The sequence below is a fragment of the Sulfitobacter sp. AS59 genome, from assembly GCF_038899995.1.
GTDB lineage: Bacteria > Pseudomonadota > Alphaproteobacteria > Rhodobacterales > Rhodobacteraceae > Sulfitobacter.
Genome location: NZ_JBBMQK010000003.1, coordinates 29,043 through 46,190, shown reverse-complemented (window position 1 = coordinate 46,190; position 17,148 = coordinate 29,043). Strand labels below are relative to the sequence as shown.

The 17,148-nt window shown below is 58.1% G+C and carries 16 protein-coding genes; 12 read left to right on the top strand and 4 right to left on the bottom strand.

All coding sequences use genetic code 11. The annotated features are described in order from the left end of the window. Positions 1–20: 20 nt before the first annotated feature. A complete protein-coding gene (gene uraH, locus WNY39_RS07675; protein ID WP_342844994.1) occupies positions 21–380 on the bottom strand; it encodes a hydroxyisourate hydrolase in 360 nt (119 codons plus the stop codon). A 542-nt stretch (positions 381–922) separates the two neighbouring features. Here uraH and puuE point away from each other — a divergent pair. The 12 genes from puuE (at position 923) to WNY39_RS07615 (ending at position 14,655) form a co-directional block, all read left to right on the top strand. After that, positions 923–2,335 (top strand): allantoinase PuuE, encoded by a 1,413-nt coding sequence (puuE, locus tag WNY39_RS07670; protein ID WP_342844993.1) that lies wholly within the window; start codon positions 923–925, stop codon positions 2,333–2,335. After that, positions 2,332–3,147: a bifunctional allantoicase/(S)-ureidoglycine aminohydrolase gene (locus tag WNY39_RS07665; RefSeq protein ID WP_342844992.1), complete on the top strand. Its 816-nt coding sequence runs from the start codon at positions 2,332–2,334 to the stop codon at positions 3,145–3,147. Before puuE ends, WNY39_RS07665 begins: the two co-directional genes overlap by 4 nt. After that, positions 3,144–3,632 carry an ureidoglycolate lyase gene (locus WNY39_RS07660; RefSeq protein WP_342844991.1) on the top strand — a complete coding sequence of 163 codons (489 nt, stop codon included), beginning with the start codon at positions 3,144–3,146 and terminating at the stop codon, positions 3,630–3,632. Before WNY39_RS07665 ends, WNY39_RS07660 begins: the two co-directional genes overlap by 4 nt. A 56-nt stretch (positions 3,633–3,688) precedes the next feature. Next, positions 3,689–5,113 (top strand): nucleobase:cation symporter-2 family protein, encoded by a 1,425-nt coding sequence (locus WNY39_RS07655; protein WP_341232546.1) that lies wholly within the window; start codon positions 3,689–3,691, stop codon positions 5,111–5,113. Positions 5,114–5,235: 122 nt separating this feature from the next. After that, positions 5,236–6,459, top strand: a complete 1,224-nt coding sequence (locus WNY39_RS07650) for a urate hydroxylase PuuD (protein ID WP_342844990.1) — start codon at positions 5,236–5,238, stop codon at positions 6,457–6,459. A gap of 72 nt (positions 6,460–6,531) precedes the next feature. Continuing rightward, entirely contained in the window at positions 6,532–8,373 is a 1,842-nt protein-coding gene (mutL, locus tag WNY39_RS07645; RefSeq protein WP_342844989.1) for a DNA mismatch repair endonuclease MutL, read from the top strand. 309 nt (positions 8,374–8,682) lie between these two features. Next, positions 8,683–9,930, top strand: coding sequence for a DNA recombination protein RmuC (gene rmuC / locus WNY39_RS07640; protein WP_342844988.1), 1,248 nt, complete (start codon positions 8,683–8,685; stop codon positions 9,928–9,930). 124 nt (positions 9,931–10,054) lie between these two features. Then, positions 10,055–11,374, top strand: coding sequence for an FAD-dependent oxidoreductase (locus tag WNY39_RS07635; RefSeq protein WP_342844987.1), 1,320 nt, complete (start codon positions 10,055–10,057; stop codon positions 11,372–11,374). Next, positions 11,371–12,129: a DUF1365 domain-containing protein gene (locus WNY39_RS07630; RefSeq protein ID WP_342844986.1), complete on the top strand. Its 759-nt coding sequence runs from the start codon at positions 11,371–11,373 to the stop codon at positions 12,127–12,129. Before WNY39_RS07635 ends, WNY39_RS07630 begins: the two co-directional genes overlap by 4 nt. Then, positions 12,126–13,367, top strand: coding sequence for an MFS transporter (locus WNY39_RS07625; RefSeq protein WP_342844984.1), 1,242 nt, complete (start codon positions 12,126–12,128; stop codon positions 13,365–13,367). Before WNY39_RS07630 ends, WNY39_RS07625 begins: the two co-directional genes overlap by 4 nt. Continuing rightward, entirely contained in the window at positions 13,367–13,927 is a 561-nt protein-coding gene (locus tag WNY39_RS07620; RefSeq protein ID WP_342844983.1) for a DUF3833 family protein, read from the top strand. The genes WNY39_RS07625 and WNY39_RS07620 overlap by 1 nt, the downstream gene beginning before the upstream one ends. Beyond that, complete coding sequence (locus WNY39_RS07615) at positions 13,924–14,655, top strand: SDR family NAD(P)-dependent oxidoreductase (protein ID WP_342844982.1); 732 nt, start codon at positions 13,924–13,926, stop codon at positions 14,653–14,655. The genes WNY39_RS07620 and WNY39_RS07615 overlap by 4 nt, the downstream gene beginning before the upstream one ends. Positions 14,656–14,721: 66 nt before the next feature. Here the strand turns inward: WNY39_RS07615 and WNY39_RS07610 are convergent, their stop codons facing one another. From WNY39_RS07610 to WNY39_RS07600, 3 genes are read right to left on the bottom strand one after another with little or no spacing between them, the layout of a single operon-like run. After that, a complete protein-coding gene (locus WNY39_RS07610; protein ID WP_342844981.1) occupies positions 14,722–15,780 on the bottom strand; it encodes a saccharopine dehydrogenase in 1,059 nt (352 codons plus the stop codon). Next, entirely contained in the window at positions 15,777–16,397 is a 621-nt protein-coding gene (locus WNY39_RS07605; RefSeq protein WP_342844980.1) for a glutathione S-transferase family protein, read from the bottom strand. The genes WNY39_RS07610 and WNY39_RS07605 overlap by 4 nt, the downstream gene beginning before the upstream one ends. 11 nt (positions 16,398–16,408) lie before the next feature. Further along, positions 16,409–17,062, bottom strand: a complete 654-nt coding sequence (locus WNY39_RS07600) for a histidine phosphatase family protein (protein ID WP_342844979.1) — start codon at positions 17,060–17,062, stop codon at positions 16,409–16,411. Between the last annotated feature and the right edge of the window lie 86 nt (positions 17,063–17,148).

Genomic DNA, 17,148 nt, shown 5'->3' with positions numbered 1-17,148 from the left:
CCCCCAACGTCACGCCGCTGTTAGCTGCCGCGATAGGTTGAATAGCCGAACGGGGAAAGCAAAAGCGGCACGTGGTAATGCGCGTCAGGGTCCGAGATGCCAAAACGCAGCGGGATTTCATCCAGAAACCGTGGTGTTTCTGGCGGGGTTCCGATGGCATCCAGATAATCACCTGCTTCGAACACCAGCTCGTATGTGCCGGGGGCAAATTGATCTTTTGGCAGGATCGGCGCGTTGGTACGGCCATCGGCGTTGGTCACCATCTGGGCAAGGCGGGCACGATTGTCCCCGTCGATACGGTACAGCGTGATGACAAGCCCGCTGGCGGGCATCCCCCGCGCAGTATCAAGGACATGGGTCGTCAGGTAGCCGTCAGCCATGGGGTCGGTCTTTCGTTTGGTTATTCGCAGTGCAGGATAGGGGCCGCACCAACAGCGTCAATGGCTGTCATACGCCCAAGTTACACGCGTTGAGCAAGGAAAATGCCCAACTGATTCGTTTTTGTTTTGACCCGCGAATCATCCTTGGCTTATATGGATGTCACAAGTGATTGGATGCGCCGCCTGCCAGCGGGGCCAAATAAGTCCGAGGCTTGTGCGCCGGGGAACAGAATAACGACATTCGAGCACGCCATGATAAAATGGTGACTTTAGGACGGGGACCGGCAGGACTGATCGTACCACGTGTATATCAGCGGCCCCTGTCCACATTAAGCGCCATAGCCCCGCCCAGTTTGAAGAGTATCAGATCGGCCAGCGCCCGAGAATTCCCGAAGAACAAGCGAGCAGGGCCAATACGCGCGGATCTGGCAACGGGCTGACCTTTTGAACAGGTCAGCCTTTTGTATTTTTTGCAGGTTGGTTTCTTGCAATTGGTCCGCTTGGCAATGCACTGTGAACGGCGTTGAACAAAGGACAGGACAATGAACCGCTACCCTCGTGATTTTCAGGGCTATGGCCCCACACCGCCAGATGCGCAATGGCCCGGCGGTGCCCGCATCGCAGTTCAGTTCGTGGTGAATTACGAAGAGGGCGGCGAGAATAACATCCTGCATGGCGACGCCGCATCAGAGGCTTTTTTGTCTGAAATCGTCGGCGCTGCCCCTTGGCCGGGGCAACGTCATTGGAACATGGAATCAATTTATGATTACGGCGCGCGGGCCGGGTTCTGGCGTTTGCACCGCTTGTTTACCGGTGCTGATATCCCCGTAACCGTTTACGGCGTCGCCAGCGCATTGGCGCGGTCCCCCGCGCAGGTCGAGGCGATGAAAGATGCGGATTGGGAGATTGCCAGTCACGGTTTGAAATGGATCGACTACAAGGATCACAACGCCGAAACCGAAAGCGCAGATATCGCCGAAGCAATCCGCCTGCATCGCGAAGTTGTGGGTACTGCCCCGCGCGGTTGGTACACGGGGCGCAGCTCGGTCAACACCGTTGCCTTGGCCGCCGAAACAGGCAGCTTCGATTATATCTCGGACACCTATGACGATGATCTGCCCTATTGGATGCAGGTTGCCGGTGGGGATCAGCTGATTATCCCTTACACGCTGGACTGCAACGATATGCGGTTTGCCACGCCTCAGGGGTTCAATTCCGGCGATCAGTTTTACGCGTATCTACGCGATACCTTTGACGCGCTTTATGCCGAAGGCACCGATGGCGCGGCCAAGATGATGTCGGTCGGCCTGCATTGCCGTCTTGTTGGTCGTCCGGGCCGCATTCAGGCGCTGAAACGGTTTATCGACTATATCAAAGGTTTTGAGGGTGTCTGGACCCCGCGCCGCATCGATATCGCAGACCATTGGCGCGCGACCCATCCGCCAAAGCATCCCCTGCGGATTGACCAAATGAACCGCGCTGAGTTTGTCGCGAAATTCGGCGGCGTGTTTGAGCATTCCGCGTGGATCGCCGAACGGGCCTTTGATCTGGAGCTTGGCCCCGCGCATAACAGCGTTGCGGGTATTCACAACGCATTGGCACGTATGTTCCGGTCGGCCAGCCACGATGAACGCTTTGGCGTGCTGACCGCGCACCCCGATCTGGCAGGCAAACTGGCCGCAGCCAAACGCCTTACCGCAGAAAGCACGGCGGAGCAGGGCAGCGCTGGGTTGGATGCGCTCACCGATGCGGAACGCGAAAAGTTCACTGAACTGAACGAGGCCTATGTCGCCAAGCACGGCTTTCCTTTCATCATCGCCGTGAAAGATCACGACAAGGACGGGATCCTGCGTCACTTTGAGGCGCGGATATCCAATGACAGTCAAACCGAATTTGAAACCGCCTGCCTGCAGGTCGAACGCATCGCACGTTTGCGATTGGAAACCATGCTATGACCTATGCCTTTCCCCCCGGCGGATTGCCGGATCAGTCGCAATCGCCAGAAAGCACGGCGGTGTTTACAGATGCCTACGCGGTGATCCCCGCGTCGGTGCAGCGCGATATCGTCACCAGCTTTCTGCCCGGCTGGACCAACACACGCGTCTGGGTCTTGGCGCGCCCGCTTAGCGGTTTCGCCGAAACATTCGCACAATACGCGCTAGAGCTTGCCGCGGGCGGCGGCAGCGACACGCCTGAACCTGACCCCGATGCCCAAACGGTGCTGCTTGTGGCTCATGGCACGGCGCGTCTGACCATTGGCGATGACGCCTTTGATCTAATCCCCGGTTCCTATGTCTATCTGCCACCCGCTACGGATTGGACCCTTTGGAACAGCGCCGATGTACCTTGCGGGATTCACTGGGTGCGCAAACGCTATGTCGCGGCAGAGGGTCTGCAAACACCGCAAGCATTCGTGACCCACGACAATGACGTGCCCCAAACTGCGATGCCAGACACCGACGGGGCTTGGGCCACGCAGCGCTTTGTTGATCCGTCGGATTTGCGCCATGACATGCATGTGAACATCGTCACGTTCCAGCCGGGCGGGTTGATCCCCTTTGCGGAAACCCATGTGATGGAACATGGGCTATACGTGCTGCAAGGGACCGCTGACTATTTGCTAAACCGCGACTGGGTGCCCGTGGTGCCGGGCGATTTCATGTGGCTGCGCGCGTTCTGCCCCCAAGCTTGCGTTGCGACAGGGAGCGAACCGTTCCGCTATCTGCTGTACAAGGATGTGAACCGCCACATGCCGTTGTCCTTATGAGCCGCGTTATCAAAGTTGAGCCGTTGACGGCGGACGCCTTTGCGCCGTTCGGGGATGTTGTGGATGCGTCTGGCAGCCCCGACAAAATGATCAATGGCGGGCTATGTGGCCGACACCACGATCTGGCGACGCTTGATTTCGGGACAGACGGGCGCGCTGGGATCAGCGTTTTTAACGCCCAAGCACGCAGCCTGCCTTATACGCTCGACCTTCTCGAACGGCACCCCGAGGGATCGCAAGCCTTTATTCCCATGACAGCAGCCCCGTTTTTGGTCATCGCGGCCCCCGACAACGATGGTATTCCCGGCACCCCACGGGCCTTTCTGACGGCCCCCCATCAGGGCATAAATTTCGCGCGCGGCACTTGGCATGGTGTGCTTACACCATTGGCAACGCCCGGCATATTTGCGGTAATTGACCGTATTGGGAATACCGCAAACCTTGACGAATTCGCGCTGGACCCGCCCTATACGATCACGACCTAAGGTAAAAAACACGGACCGCGCAAAATTGCGGCCACTTTTCAACGAGGGAAATACATATGACTAGTAACGCCATCGGGACGCCAGAACAGCTGCGCGATCCAAATTACACCCCACCCCTAAGCCGCGCCATTCCGCTGGGGATCCAGCATGTTCTGGCGATGTTTGTGTCCAATGTGACGCCTGCGATTATTGTTGCGGGGGCCGCCGGTTTCGGATTTGGGTCCAATTCACCTGACTTTCCGGAACTGCTGTATCTGATCCAGATGTCGATGCTGTTTGCGGGCGTCGCGACCTTGCTGCAGACGTTTACACTTGGCCCCATCGGCGCAGGGCTGCCCATTGTTCAGGGCACATCATTCGCCTTTATTCCGATCATGATCCCGCTGGTTGCGGGCAAGGGCGTGGATGGCCTTGCTGCCTTGTTCGGCGGCGTGATTATCGGTGGTATCTTCCACGCGTTCCTTGGCTTGTTCATCGGTAAAATCCGCTTTGCCCTGCCGCCGCTCGTCACGGGCCTTGTGGTCACAATGATCGGTCTTGCCTTGGTCAAGGTCGGTATCCAATACGCCGCAGGCGGTGTTCCTGCGATTGGCACACCGGAATATGGCAGCCTGCTGAACTGGTCTGCGGCCCTCGTGGTGATTGTCGTTACCTTGGGAATCAAGTTCTTCACCAAAGGGATGCTGTCAATCTCGGCGGTACTGATCGGCTTGATCGTCGGCTATCTCTATGCGCTTGGCGTGGGAATGCTGACCGTTGATGCCATTACAGGTTCCTGGGGCCGCTCTGCAGCCTTTGCCTTGCCGAACCCCTTCAAATACGGTTTTGAATTCTCGGCGGCAGCAGTCATCGGCTTTTGCCTGATGGCGTTCATCTCGGCCATTGAAACCGTGGGCGACGTATCGGGCGTCACCAAAGGTGGTGCTGGCCGGGAGGCGACGGATAAAGAAATCCAGGGTGCGACCTATGCTGACGGTGTGGGAACTGCCGTTGCCGGTATCTTTGGCGGCCTGCCAAATACCTCCTTCAGCCAGAACGTCGGCCTGATCGCGATGACAGGCGTGATGAGCCGTCACGTCGTGACAATCGGTGCCATCTTCCTGATCATCTGCGGCCTTGTGCCCAAGGTCGGCGCAATCATCCGCACAATCCCGATCGAGGTTCTAGGCGGTGGCGTGATCGTCATGTTCGGCATGGTGGTCGCGGCAGGTATGTCGATGCTGTCCGATGTGAACTGGAACCGGCGCAACATGGTGATCTTTGCGATTTCCATCTCCATCGGTCTGGGCTTGCAATTGGAACCGGGTGCTGTTCAACACCTGCCAGCAACGCTTAAAATCCTGATGACCAGCGGCCTGCTTCCCGCAGCCCTGATCGCCATCGTCCTAAACCTTCTGCTCCCCAACGAGCTGGCCGAGGAATCGACCGAAGAAGTCTCAGGCGGGATGTCAGGCAGCTCCAAAGGCAGCTTGCCACACTAAAAAACCAGCCAGAGGGTTTCTGTCTTCTCTGGCTCTTAAATATCCCCGCCGGAGGCATCCGCGCTTTCGACCAAGCGCGCCCCCGGCGGCCCTATTCCAACCGCCAAACCAAGGATTCCAAAATGTACGATATGGCCGCCATGGGCGCTTGGATTGAATTCGCTGTCCGCTGGGTACATGTCATAACGGGTATCGCCTGGATTGGCTCATCATTTTACTTCATCGCCCTTGATCTGGGGCTGCACCGTGACCGGAATTTGAAATCCGGCGCGGATGGCGAAGAATGGCAGGTCCACGGCGGCGGGTTCTACCACGTGCAAAAATACCTCGTAGCCCCGGCGCAGATGCCCGATGATCTGGTCTGGTTCAAATGGGAAAGCTATTCCACATGGCTCTCAGGTTTTGCGCTGCTGATCCTCGTCTACTATCTGGGCGCTGAATTTTACCTTGTCGATCCGGCGGTGGCTGATCTGGCCATTTGGCAAGCGGTGGCGATTTCGATGCTGTCGCTGGCGTTTGGCTGGATCGTTTATGACCTGATCTGCAAAAGCAAATTTGGCGACAACAACACGCGGCTGATGATCGGCCTCTATGTGATCCTTGTCGGGATGGCCTATTTCTATACCTCGGTGTTTTCCGGCCGTGCTGCCCTGCTGCATCTGGGCGCATTTACCGCGACGATCATGTCGGCCAATGTGTTTTTCATCATCATGCCGAACCAGCGTATCGTTGTGGCCGACCTCAAGGCCGGGCGCACGCCGGATGCGAAATACGGCAAGATCGCCAAGCAACGCAGCACCCATAACAACTACCTCACCCTGCCGGTGATTTTCTTGATGCTGTCCAATCACTACCCATTGGCCTTTGCGTCTGAAATGAACTGGTTGATCGCGGCGCTGGTGTTCTTGATGGGCGTAACGATCCGCCATTATTTCAACAGCCTGCATTCACGCGCGGGCAATCCCACATGGACATGGTTGGCCACAGCGCTTTTGTTCATCACGATCATCTGGCTGTCCACAGCGCCCATGTTCCGCATTACTGAATCCGAGGAAGCATCAGGCCCCGCGCTGCGCTTTGCAGCAGCCGACGGGTTTGATGAGGTCCATGACATTGTGATGGGCCGGTGCAGCATGTGCCACGCGGCAGAGCCGTCTTGGGACGGACTGCTTTGGCCCCCCAAGGGCGTGCGGCTCGAGACGGAACACCAGATCGCCAAAGCGGCAAAACAGATATATCTGCAAGCGGGCGTGACCCACGCGATGCCCCCTGCAAACCTAAGCTATATGCGCGCCGAAGAACGTGCGCAGATCGTTGCATGGTACCAAGCGGCAATGCGCCCGTAGGGTGGGTGCCAACCCACGCGCCGCTCCTTTGCCACTTTCAGAATCGCGTGCAACTATGCTAGTTCTAGCGTTATGGCACATCCAAACCCCAATATACGCGATGTAGCACCGGTTATCCGGCAGCTTGATGAATCGGCAATCAACCGCATCGCAGCGGGCGAGGTGGTTGAACGCCCTGCCTCTGCCGTCAAGGAACTGGTCGAGAACGCCATCGATGCGGGCGCGCGCCAGATCACCGTGGAATATGCCGACGGTGGCAAGACGCTGATCCGCGTGACAGATGACGGCTGCGGCATCGCGGCGGGGGATTTGACCCTTGCGCTGTCCCGCCATGCGACCTCCAAAATCGACGGATCAGACCTGCTGAACATCCACACCTTCGGGTTCCGAGGCGAGGCATTGCCGTCACTGGGGGCCGTTGGCCGGCTTACCATCACCAGCCGCGTGGCTGGCCAAGACGGGGCCGAGATTACCGTGAATGGTGGCCAGACCGGCCCCGTGCGCCCCGCCGCGCTGAACGGGGGCACAGTCGTCACCTTGCGCGATTTGTTCTTCGCCACGCCCGCGCGGCTGAAATTCCTGCGCACCGACCGGGCCGAGGCTCAGGCCATCGCCGATATCATCAAACGCCTGGCCATGGCCGAACCTTTCGTGCGCTTCACTTTGCGCGACGTGTCCGGCGACGGGCCGGGCCGCGAAGTGTTCCGCGCCGAGGCCGAACAAGGCGATATGTTCGCTGCACTGCACGGGCGTCTGGCACAGGTCTTGGGGCGCGAATTTGCAGATAACTCCCTGCCCATCGATGCCGAACGCGAGGGGCTGCACCTGACAGGTTTTGCGGCCCTGCCGACCTATTCGCGGGGCACTGCCGTGGCGCAGTATCTGTTCGTAAACGGGCGCCCTGTACGGGACAAGCTGCTGGTGGGCGCGCTGCGGGGGGCTTACTTTGATCTTCTCAGCCGTGACCGCCATCCGGCGGCTGCACTGTTTATTGATTGCGACCCGACGTTGGTGGACGTGAACGTGCACCCGGCCAAATCAGAGGTGCGGTTTCGTGACCCCGGCCTTGCGCGCGGGTTGATCGTATCGGGTCTGCGTCACGCCTTGGCGGATGCGGGGCACCGCGCGTCGACCACGGTGGCAGATGCGACATTGGGGGCGATGCGGCCCGAGCAAACGGGCGCGCGCGTCTATCAGATGGACCGCCCTTCGCTAGGCGCGCGCACTGCCGCCTATCAGGCGCAAGCCCCCGGATTTGCCGAGACGGCTGGCACGTGGGGCCGGGTGGAAACCCCCACCGATCCAGTGACCGAAGAACCGCAAGAGACCCCCGATTACCCGCTGGGTACGGCGCGGGGTCAGGTGCACGAGAATTACATCATCGCCCAAACCGCGACGGGCATGGTCATCGTCGATCAACACGCCGCGCATGAACGTTTGGTCTATGAAAAACTTAAACGGCAGATGGCCGAAAACGGCGTCGCCGCACAGGCGTTGCTGATCCCCGAGATTGTCGATCTGTCGGCATCCGATTGCGCGCGCCTGCTGGATGTCGCGGAGGAACTGGCCAAGCTGGGCCTGACGATTGAGGCCTTTGGCGGCAGCGCCATTGCCGTGCGCGAAACCCCTGCGATCCTAGGCACGGTGAACGCCAAGGCGATGATCTTGGACATCCTTGACGAACTCGCCGACCAAAACGAAAGCAACACCGTACAGGCGAGGATCGAGGCGATCCTAAGCCGCGTGGCCTGTCATGGCTCGATCCGATCAGGCCGCTGGATGCGCGGCGAGGAAATGAACGCCCTGCTGCGCGAGATGGAAGCAACCCCCCATTCCGGCCAATGCAACCACGGACGCCCGACCTATGTTGAGCTGAAGCTGAGTGATATTGAACGGCTGTTCGGAAGGACCTGAGATGCCCTATTATAGAGATATTAATCGTAGGAAACCTACACGTACAATCGTAGGATGCGAAACAGAGGTTTGGGATAGAGGAGGTTTTGCGGAAATCGTTGTTCGCTTGCCTCTTGAGAGAGCTCAATTTCTTCTTGATGAAGCTATTCGAACTGGACGGAACATTTCCACGGAACTGTTGGTAGATGGGAGAAATGTGAACGTTGAAGTGTTCGCAGCCAGAATGGATAGTATTGACCATACTCGCTTACCGATGCCCGAACCGATCAACAAAACGCTTGTTGATATACTTGGGGTTAGAACTGTCAGGTGATCCAGGTCGGCGGGCAAAGCTATGCGTTGGATGATCCGCGCGTTTTGATCGGGGTCGGGGCGGCGGTGCTCGTACTCTTGGTCGTGATCCTATTGATCATGGCGGTACGCGCGGCGGGTAGATCGGCGCGGATGGTCGAGCCCCTAGCGCGGCAGATGCAGGTCATGGGTGGCCATGTGCAGCAGCTTGGCATGGGGCAGGAACAATTGCGCGGTGGCCTGCAAACCGTGTCCGACACGCAGGCCAATGCGCAAACCCAGATGGTACAAAGCATCGAGGCGCGGATGGCCCATGTTCAGCAGCAGATGCAGGACCGGCTGGCCGAAAACGCTGCGCGGTCGGCCCGCAGTCTGGCCGAAATGCAGGAACGCATGACAGAAACCCTGCACGGGTCATCCAAGCAAACCACAACCAGTCTGACCCAGCTGCAAGAACGGCTGGCGGCGATTGACAAGGCGCAGGACAACATCACCAAACTTTCTGGCGATGTGCTGTCTCTCCAAGACATCCTGAGCAACAAGCAGACGCGCGGCGCATTCGGGGAAATCCAGCTGAATGACATCGTGTCCAAGGCCTTGCCAAGCGACAGCTATACGATGCAAGCGACGCTTTCCTCGGGCAAGCGCGCCGATTGTTTAATCCATCTGCCGAACCCGCCGGGCCCCATCGTGATCGACAGCAAATTCCCGTTGGAAGCCTATGAGGCGCTGCGCAAGGCCAAGTCGGATTACGAGGTCAAAGACGCGGCGCGCGCCATGCGGGTCGCTGTCAAAGCGCACATCAACGCGATCAGCAGCAAGTATATCATCGAAGGCGAAACGGCAGATGGCGCGCTGATGTTCCTGCCGTCCGAGGCTGTCTATGCCGAGCTGCACGCGAATTTCCCAGAACTGGTGCGCGAGGGCTTTGCCGCGCGGGTCTGGATCGTGTCGCCGACCACCTGCATGGCCACGCTGAACACCATGCGCGCCATTCTGAAGGACGCGCGTATGCGTGAACAGGCCGGTGCCATTCGCAAAACGTTGAAAATGCTGCACCGCGATGTCGAAATTGTCGTGGAACGTGTGGGCAAGCTGAACACTCATTTCGGGCAAGCGCGGGCCGATCTAGAAGGGTTGGGAACAGCCGCGGAACGTGCTGGCAAGCGTGCTGCCCGCTTGGACAACTTTGATTTTGAAGAAGTTTCCGACCAAGACAGCACGATTGTGCCACTGGCCAAGCCCGGTCACGATGGCACGCCCTAGCTTTGTGCTGGCCCCATCATAAGGACACCCGTCAATATAATTGATCAGCAATTCATTTATGTGTTGGCCTTGGTCTTTTTCGAACTACATGCACGTTACCTAATATATTGGATTTTGCCCCATCATGCCGTTTGAAGCCATCGACCCGCCACGCCACGGCATGCTGACAGGCCCACGTAAAATCGCTGTTATCGGTGCCGGGATTTCCGGGATGGGGGCCGCGCATATGTTGGCAGACGATCATCACGTCACCATCTTTGAGGCCGAAGCACGGCTGGGCGGCCATGCCCGCACCAAGATGGCTGGCAAAAATGGCGATCAACCCGTCGATACCGGTTTTATCGTTTTCAACTATGCCAATTATCCGCATCTGGCCGCACTGTTTGACGAACTGGATGTGCCGGTCGTGAAATCCAACATGAGCTTTGGCGCGTCGATTGACGGCGGGCGGTTGGAATATGCGTTGATGACCATGGATTCGATCTTTGCGCAGCGGCGCAATCTGGCGAACCCGAAATTCCTGCGCATGCTTAGCGATATTTTGCGGTTCAATAATACCGCCACCACAATCGCCAAAGACCGGACGCTGACCATCGCAGGTTTTCTAAACTCGCTGGGCGCGGGCGAGTATTTCCGCAAATATTATCTGTCGCCATTGTCGGGCGCGATCTGGTCAACGCCGGTTGAAAAGATCATGGATTTCCCAGCATATTCGATGATCGACTTTTTCGAAAACCACGCTCTGCTAAGCCATACAGGCCAGCACCAATGGTATACGGTCAAGGGCGGGTCGCAGGAATATGTTAGCCGCTTGGGCACGTCACTGGGTGCGAAGGGCGTTGATATCCGTCTAAGCGCCGCCGTGCAGTCCGTGCGCCGCACGCCCGCCGGGGTCGAGGTGAAATCGAACGGTGGCGATTGGGAAGCTTTTGACGAGGTGGTATTCGCAACCCATTCCGACGACACATTGGCCTTGTTGTCCGATCCAAGCGCGCAGGAACAGGCGGCCTTGGGGGCGGTCAAATACCAACCGAATGATATCGTGCTGCATGCAGATACCAGCATCATGCCCAAGCGCCGTAAGACATGGGCATCGTGGGTCTATTGCGAGGATAAGGGCCAGCAGTCTGACCGGATTGACCTGACTTATTGGATGAATTCACTGCAACCCATTCCCATGGATGATTTGCATTTTGTGACCCTGAATACCAAACGGCCGATCCGCGAGGAGCTGATCTATGATCAAGTCACCCTGCGCCATCCTGTTTATGATATGGCAGCGCTGAACGCCCAAGAACAGGTGCGTGAATTTAACGGGTCCAACAATACTTGGTTCTGCGGGGCATGGATGAAAAACGGCTTCCACGAGGATGGTCTCTCTAGCGCGGTCGACGTGGTGCGCGCGATCCGGGGTGATATCCAGGTGCCGCTGGCGGCAGAGTGACGGCTGGCGTCGATCATATAGCAGGGGTCACCTATCACGGGCGCAAAGGCAGCGTTGAAAACGCATTTCGCTATTCGGTGGACTATGTTTTGGTCGATGCTGATGCGCTGCTAGAAACGCCGCTGTTGTTTTCTCGAAATGGCCGTGGGGTAACGTCGTTGCAAGACATCGACCATGGCGGGGATAAGGGCGCAGGGCGCGGTGCTGCATGGGTGCGCGATGTCCTGGCGCAGCATCAAATCACGGGTGTCACCAAGATCGAACTATTGGCCCAGCCGCGTATTCTGGGGCATGTATTCAACCCCGTCAGCTTTTGGCTGTGCCACAGGCAAGATGGCGCACTGATCACAGTGATTGCCGAGGTGTCGAATACATTTGGCGACCGGCACAGCTATCTTTGCCATCACGACGACCTGTCTGAAATTAAACCTGATGATCATCTGCACGCGACCAAGGTTTTTCACGTGTCGCCGTTTCAACCGGTCGAGGGGAGTTATGTCTTTCGCTTTGACATCCGCGACGACCGTGTGGGCATCTGGATTGATTACACGCAGTCCGAGGGCGGGCTGATCGCGACGCTGACCGGCAAGCGCAATCGTCTGACCAATGCGGGCATCATGTGGTCACTGCTTCGCAGACCCTTTGGCGCGCGGCGTGTGTTGGCGTTGATCCACTGGCAAGCGGTCAAGCTGTGGTGGAAGGGCGGCGGATACAGACCACGCCCCGAGCCGCCCCGGCAGGACGTATCACGTTGACGCAAGCCGCCCCGCATAACTTGCCAGCCTATGCGCTGTTCGCGGCGCTTTTGGCATCAGCGGGGCTGCCGATCTATATTCATGCGCCGAAGTTTTTTGTTGACGAATACGGGGTGTCTCTCGCGGCGTTGGGCTCTGTTTTATTTGGTTTGCGGCTGTTGGATGTGGTCCAGGACCCCTTGCTCGGGCGGCTCTCTGAACGGCTTAGGGACCATCGCGGAGTGGCGGTCGCCATTGCGAGCGGCCTGATGGCCGTGTCGATGTACGCGCTGTTCGCGGTGTCCCCGCCGCTGCCGCCGCTGGCATGGTTCGCGGTAACCCTGACAGGTGTGTTTTCGTCCTTCAGCTTTCTGATGATCTGTTCCTATGCCCAAGGTGTGGCCAAAGCTGCATCCCTGCCCGGCGCGGGGCATCTGTCGTTGGCGCGGTGGCGTGAAACCGGTGGTTTGCTGGGTGTTTGCGCGGCCTCTGTCGCACCCGTGGGGTTGGGCGCATTTATGGGTGCGCCCTTTGCGGGCTTTGCCGTCGGGTTTGCCGTGCTGGCATTGGCGTCGGTCGTGATGATGCGCAACGAATGGCAACAGGTTGATGCGCCAGCAGCGCCGGGTTTTGCCATTGTTCTGCGCGACCCCGTTGCCCGAATGCTGTTGCTGATCGCGCTTTTGAACGCCGCACCCGTGGCGGTATCCTCGACCTTATTCCTGTTCTACGTGGAAAGCGCCTTGCAAGCGCCCGGCTGGGAGGGTCCGCTGTTGCTGCTGTTCTTTCTGGCCGCTGCCGCCGCCGCTCCATTGTGGGGTTTTTTGGCCGAACGGCATGGACCAAAACCGGTTTTGCTGGCCGCAATGGTGCTTGCGATCGTGGCATTCGGGGGCGCATTGTTCCTCAGCGCGGGCGATATTGCGTTGTTCGCACTGGTGTGCATTGGCTCTGGTGCGGCGCTTGGTGCTGATCTGACGCTGCTGCCCGCGATGTTTGCCGCGCGGATGGCAGCAATTTCACCCTCTGCGGCCGAAGGTTTCGGACTTTGGTCCCTTGTGTCGAAATTCACACTTGCTTTTGCCGCTGTGACGCTACTTCCAATACTGCAGATGTCCGGATTTAGCAGCGATGCCACAGTTCATTCACAATCGGCCATTAGGACATTAATCTGGCTTTATGCAGGGCTTCCCTGCATCCTCAAGCTGCTTGCAATTGGGCTGTTGGCCGGAACCGAACTTGAAAAGGGCAAGAGGTAATGGATTTGGTATTCTTCTTGATCGGTGCCGGATGCGTCATGTGCGTCATGCTGGCTCGCCACTTCATTGCCGGTTTTCCCGCACAGGGGCCCGAGGATTACGCCGACGATCTGAACGTGCTGGACATGCGCAAAGATCTGGACGGAGAGATGGTTTGCGAAGGTGTGATCTTTGGCCCGATGGGGCGGGTCACCAGCACCTTCGTCGCGGATTTCAATGTGCACTGGGACGGCGATATCGCGACGATCAATGAACATTTTACCTATGATGACAAATCCACCCAAGATCGCGTTTGGACCATTCAAATGGGCGACGACGGAAACTTTACCGCGACAGCACCCGATGTGCCCGGTGTCGGCAAGGGGTGTAACTCAGGGGCGACGATACAAATCCGGTATCCGATCACACTGCCCGAAGACGTGGGCGGGCATACGTTGCAGACAGTCGATTGGATATACCTGACGCCCGAAGGGACGCTGATCAACCGAAGCCAGTTCCGCAAGTTCGGGTTCAAAGTCGCAGAACTGGTCGCGACCATTCGCAAAAGGGAACCGCAATGAAATCGTGGCAGGGCAAGCGGTACTGGCTGGTCGGCGCAAGCGCGGGCCTGGGAGAGGCGTTGGCCCACAAGCTTAGCCGCGCCGGGGCCGAGGTGATCGTATCTGCGCGGTCAGAGGACAAACTTGCCGAGCTGGTCAAAGCGCTACCGGGCAAAGCCAGTTTTGAGACCATGGATGTGCAAGATATCGACAGCGTCCGCGCCGCCGTCCGAAACGTGGGTGATGTCGATGGCATCGTGTATCTGGCCGGTGCCTATTGGCCGTTCGGCGCGCAAGAATGGGAAGCAGACCACGCGACAACAATGATCGACGTCAATTTGACCGGCCTCGTCCGGGTGATGGGCGAAGTCGTTCCCGGTATGGTTCAGAAAAATGCCGGTCACATCGTCATCACATCAAGCCTCACCGCATTTCGCGGTTTGCCAAAATCAATCGGATATACGGCATCCAAAGCGGGAACGATGTCGCTGGCGGAATGCATGTACGCAGACCTGCGCAAGACCGGCGTTCAGGTACAGGTGATCAACCCGGGCTTCATAAAAACGCAACTGACAGATAAAAACGACTTCAAGATGCCGTTCCTGATGACACCAGAAGACGCCGCGCAACAGACCTTTGATCACATGAACAGCGACCGGTTCAAGAAAAGCTTCCCCTTCGCATTCTCGCTGCTGTTCCGCTTTTCAAGGCTGCTGCCGGACGCGCTGTACTTCCGCCTGTTCGGTTAGACCAATCCAACGCTGTCGTCTCGCGACGACGCTATATCTTTTGCAGATCCCTTGCTTCTCTGGCTCTTAAATATCCAAAAGATGCTCATTGAAAAGCCGCTTCGCCCGCTGCCAAACCGCTGTGTTCTCCCCAAGCCCCTGCAACGTGGGAAGCAGTTGCGCGGCGTAATCCTCAGAGCTTTCCAAGGGCAGCATTGAGGGTAGGTTATCAATCGCGGTGACGTCCAATGGCGGGTTTTCATGAACCCGCAGGGCAGGGGCTTCCCAGCTGGTTGCTTCGCTATAGATCGGCACCGGATTGAACGTGCTGTCGGGATCACAGGCGATATCCCCGACCACGCGCAGCTGTCTTTCGGCGGTGAGCGCTGATTTTGGAACAAAGACCGGCGTGTTCGGACCGGCAAGGATACAGTTAAAGAACAGCGTATGGTTCAGGATTTCTGGAAAAGGCCCGCCACTGGCAGTTTCCGCCATATCCCAACCGGTCACAGGAATATCCAACCGCTTGCATAGATCGGAGGCACCGGTGCCGACCCGGCCAAGCGCGCCGATCACCAACGCGTCCAGATGGTCCGTATCTAACGGTGCAAGCGCTGTGCGTAATTCCTGGGTCAGCTCATCCGCATTGGCCGATGGGGTAATGGGTGCGGCGCCTTCGCCACGTGCCTGCGCGGCCCAGCATTTCACGGCAACAGCAGCCCCGGCAAAACCCGCCCAATATCCAAACGCGGCGACGCGGCGGCCGTCATCATTGGTCAGGTATTCAAGATCATACAAGGTGCCACCGCCGGCTTTGAAACGCTCAAGCAGGATACGGCCTGCAGATTGCTCCTTGTAGGCATGGCCGAACATGATGTGCCGATGTGTCAGCGGATGGCCGTCGGCGGGCAGCTCTTTAAGGCCAAAGATGATCGCGTCGGATGGCGCGTCAGGCCAGCTGAACTGCGGTGCAATTGTGCACCCGACCTGCGCATAGGCTTGCGTAGGGATCACGCGGGTATCTGATGCTTCAACCGTGACCTCAAAGCCGCGTTCTAGGAGACTTGCCGCGCCTTCGGGCGTGATACCAACACGGGTTTCATTGTCGCGCTGTTCGGCGCGGACCCACAGATGCGTTTTTGTCATAGCATGGCCTTTTCACGGATGGTTTTGACGCTTTGCCGCGCCTCCATATTTGTCATGAAGTTTTGAATTTTTGGGTAGTCTGCGATGCTAACACCGTCGCCTTCCAGCCAGGTGCAGACCACGAACAGATAGGGATCGGCGATACTGAAGCTTTGCCCCAATACGCTGTCACCGCGCAGCAGGTGCGTTTCCACATATGTTGCGCAGGCGGCCATGGTCTGGGGGACCATCGCTGTCATATCGTCAAAGCTGGATTGCTGGCTGGCCCATCTGGACCCGCGCATTTTATGGGCATGGGCGACATGCATCGTCGAGGCCAGATAATACATTGCGCTGCGCATATGCGCGGCAAGGGCGGGGTCCGTTGGGATCAGCCCTGCTGACGGGGCCACATCCGCGATATACTCCAGCAACGCCCCGGTTTCGGTCAGGACCGTGCCATCTGAAAGCACCAATGCGGGCACGCGCCCCTTGGCATTGATCGCCAGATAATCGGGCCCCGTTTGCTCGGCCGATTTGAAATCGACCTTTACCGCCTCATAAGGCAGCCCTGCTTCCTCCAGCGTAAGGGCAACGGCAATCGAAATCGTGCCCGGCGCATAATAGAGTTTTAGCATTGCGTGACCTTTCAAATATGGGTTTGCGCGGTGCGCCGGTCTGGCGTGTCGAGATGCGGCACCGCGTTGAACAGCACCGGCGACCAGTGGCCCCCAATCGGGAAAAGCCGATGCATTGAGGTGTTCATGATGGCCAAGGCCATGCGTGACATCGCCGGCAGCCCCAGCCCCATCGCCTGCGCCATCGCCATCGAGATCAGGCCACCTGATGTTACCACAAGCGCGGGCCCGTCGCCTTCGGCGATTTCCTCAAGGACCGATTGAATGCGGCTCTCAAAACTGGCGTAGCTTTCGGGAGGATTTTCGAGATCGTCGTTTTTCCACGTCTCGAATATCAGCGGCAGGTGGGTGCTGAACCCGTGCTGATCTTCAGGGATCGGCACGCCGTGTTGCTGTTCCATAATCGTGGCTAGGGTGAAGTATTCAAGCTCGTTCAGGCGTGCGTCGCGGACGGGCTCCAGCGCGGTGTTCATCCCCTCGGCCGTCTCAATGTGGCGACGTAAGGTTCCGGTATAAAGCCGGGTGTGATGTGTCTGAGAATGGCGCAGATGGTCGCCCAACCATGCGGCTTGCTGGTGACCCAGCGGGCTAAGCTTGTCATAGCCTGCCTCGTCTGTGGCACCTGAATTGGCTTGGCCGTGGCGGATAAGGGTGATGTGGGACATTGATGCGCCTTTTGCTGTTGCAGCTTTGATAGGGAAGGCTGGCACCGGTTGAAAGGGCCGGAGCCTTCGGCGAGGATATTTTTTAG

Bases quoted from the DNA above. Each gene is read 5' to 3' on its own strand.
- uraH (WP_342844994.1), bottom strand. From the start codon at position 380: ATGGCTGACGGCTACCTGACGACCCATGTCCTTGATACTGCGCGGGGG.
- puuE (WP_342844993.1), top strand. From the start codon at position 923: ATGAACCGCTACCCTCGTGATTTTCAGGGCTATGGCCCCACACCGCCA.
- WNY39_RS07665 (WP_342844992.1), top strand. From the start codon at position 2,332: ATGACCTATGCCTTTCCCCCCGGCGGATTGCCGGATCAGTCGCAATCG.
- WNY39_RS07660 (WP_342844991.1), top strand. From the start codon at position 3,144: ATGAGCCGCGTTATCAAAGTTGAGCCGTTGACGGCGGACGCCTTTGCG.
- WNY39_RS07655 (WP_341232546.1), top strand. From the start codon at position 3,689: ATGACTAGTAACGCCATCGGGACGCCAGAACAGCTGCGCGATCCAAAT.
- WNY39_RS07650 (WP_342844990.1), top strand. From the start codon at position 5,236: ATGTACGATATGGCCGCCATGGGCGCTTGGATTGAATTCGCTGTCCGC.
- mutL (WP_342844989.1), top strand. From the start codon at position 6,532: ATGGCACATCCAAACCCCAATATACGCGATGTAGCACCGGTTATCCGG.
- WNY39_RS07635 (WP_342844987.1), top strand. From the start codon at position 10,055: ATGCCGTTTGAAGCCATCGACCCGCCACGCCACGGCATGCTGACAGGC.
- WNY39_RS07620 (WP_342844983.1), top strand. From the start codon at position 13,367: ATGGATTTGGTATTCTTCTTGATCGGTGCCGGATGCGTCATGTGCGTC.
- WNY39_RS07615 (WP_342844982.1), top strand. From the start codon at position 13,924: ATGAAATCGTGGCAGGGCAAGCGGTACTGGCTGGTCGGCGCAAGCGCG.
- WNY39_RS07610 (WP_342844981.1), bottom strand. From the start codon at position 15,780: ATGACAAAAACGCATCTGTGGGTCCGCGCCGAACAGCGCGACAATGAA.
- WNY39_RS07605 (WP_342844980.1), bottom strand. From the start codon at position 16,397: ATGCTAAAACTCTATTATGCGCCGGGCACGATTTCGATTGCCGTTGCC.
- WNY39_RS07600 (WP_342844979.1), bottom strand. From the start codon at position 17,062: ATGTCCCACATCACCCTTATCCGCCACGGCCAAGCCAATTCAGGTGCC.